The organism is Aeromonas sp. L_1B5_3, from assembly GCF_963866575.1.
GTDB lineage: Bacteria > Pseudomonadota > Gammaproteobacteria > Enterobacterales > Aeromonadaceae > Aeromonas > Aeromonas jandaei.
Window position 1 is genome coordinate 1 of the sequence record NZ_CAWMDN010000081.1, and the last position, 1784, is coordinate 1784.

1 protein-coding gene and 1 pseudogene are annotated in these 1784 nt (G+C 60.1%); one reads left to right on the forward strand and one right to left on the reverse strand.

Annotated features, from left to right (window positions below; translation table 11 throughout):
* Window positions 1–171: 171 nt before the first annotated feature.
* Entirely contained in the window at window positions 172–1446 is a 1275-nt protein-coding gene (gene glgC, locus AACR93_RS05440) for a glucose-1-phosphate adenylyltransferase (protein WP_043852307.1), read from the forward strand.
* A gap of 77 nt (window positions 1447–1523) precedes the next feature.
* Here the strand turns inward: glgC and AACR93_RS05445 are convergent.
* Window positions 1524–1784, reverse strand: a pseudogene (locus tag AACR93_RS05445) (hypothetical protein); the annotation flags it as partial.

Sequence of the window (1784 nt, forward strand, 5' to 3'; positions counted from 1 at the left end):
GGGTGAACAGTTACGAAATTCTAACCAAGCCGCCGGCACAAAGCATGAGTACTCACGCAACTCCGTGAAAAGGACCGGCGGAAAGCAACTAAATGTGAGTGAAAACACTTTCATAGTTTGTGAAAAAAGCGAAGATGGGTTGAAAACAGCCCCAACAGAGCAGAGGTAAATATGTTGCAAGAACCCGTAGACACAGCCAAAGCACGGCAACTATTGAATCAGAGTATGGCCTTGGTGCTCGCAGGGGGACGTGGTAGTCGCCTGAAGCAGTTGACCGACAACCGCGCCAAGCCCGCCGTCCATTTCGGCGGCAAGTTCCGCATCATCGATTTCGTGCTCTCCAACTGCATCAACTCCGGCATTCGCCGGGTGGGTGTGGTCACCCAGTACAAGTCCCACAGCCTGCTGCGCCACCTGCAATCGGGCTGGTCCTTCCTGCGCTATCAGATGAACGAGTTCATCGATCTGCTGCCTGCCCAGCAACGGGTGGACGAGGTGCACTGGTATCGCGGCACCGCCGATGCCATCTACCAGAACGTCGACATCATTCGCGACTACGGCCCCAAATACATAGTGGTGCTGGCGGGGGATCACATCTACAAGATGGACTATGCCGCTATGCTGCTCGATCACGTGCGCCTCGGCGCCAAGGTGACGGTGGCCTGCATCGAGGTGCCGCGTGCGGAGGCGTCCGCCTTCGGGGTGATGGACATCGACGAGCAGCGCAAAATCCGCGCCTTCGTCGAGAAACCGGCCAACCCGCCCGCCATGCCGGGCAATGACCAGGTCTCCCTGGCTTCCATGGGGATCTACATCTTCGAGGCGGAATATCTCTATCAGCTGCTGGAGGAGGACATCCACAACCTGGAGTCCAAGCACGACTTCGGCATGGACGTGATCCCGCGCATCGTGGGGGAGGGCAAGGCCTTTGCCCACCCGTTCAACATGTCCTGTGTCGGGGCCAAGGAGGGGCAAAAACCCTACTGGCGTGACGTGGGGACCCTGGATTCGTTCTGGGAGGCGAACATGGACCTTGCCTCCGTGGTGCCCGAGCTCGACATCTATGACGAGAACTGGCCCATCTGGACCAGCCAGAACATGTCGCCCCCGGCCAAGTTCGTGCAGGACAGAAACGGGCAGCACGGCATGACCATCAACTCCATGTTCGCGGGGGGCTCCATCGTGAGCGGCTCCTTCGTGCTCAACTCGGTGTTGTTCACCAACGTGCGGGTGCACTCCTTCTGTACCCTGGATCAGGCGGTGATCTTCCCCGGGGTCGAGATCGGGGCTGGTTGCCGCTTGCGCCGGGTGGTGGTGGACAAGGGGTGCAAGCTGCCAGACGGCCTGGTGGTGGGGGAGAATGCAGACGAGGATAGCCGCCGCTTCTACCGCTCCGAGCAGGGCATCGTGCTGGTGACCAAGCCGATGCTGGCCAAGCTGGGGTGACACCATTGCCAACGTCAGACGTCACAACTAAAAAGGGAGCCGATATGGCTCCCTTTTTCTATTCAGCGAGTGGCTGATTATTTTTCGGTGATCAGCGCCTTGGTGGCCATCACCATGGCGGTGCCGTGCTTGCCACCAGCGGCGGTCACTTGCGGGACGCCATCTTCGTCGGTGTCGCTGCCGGCACCCTCGATGACGTTCTCGCCGGAGTCACCGACCCATTCGGCCATCTGCATGCCGCCGTTGACGGTGCCGCGGAACCAGCCCACGTAGCGCTGGGTCAGCTGTGCCAGCTCAAGCTCGGGTGCCTTCTCGGCCCCGTAACCGTTCACCGGGAC

What these genes read in the sequence shown, in the direction of transcription:
- glgC (WP_043852307.1), top strand. Translation starts at nt 172, where the DNA reads ATGTTGCAAGAACCCGTAGACACAGCCAAAGCACGGCAACTATTGAAT.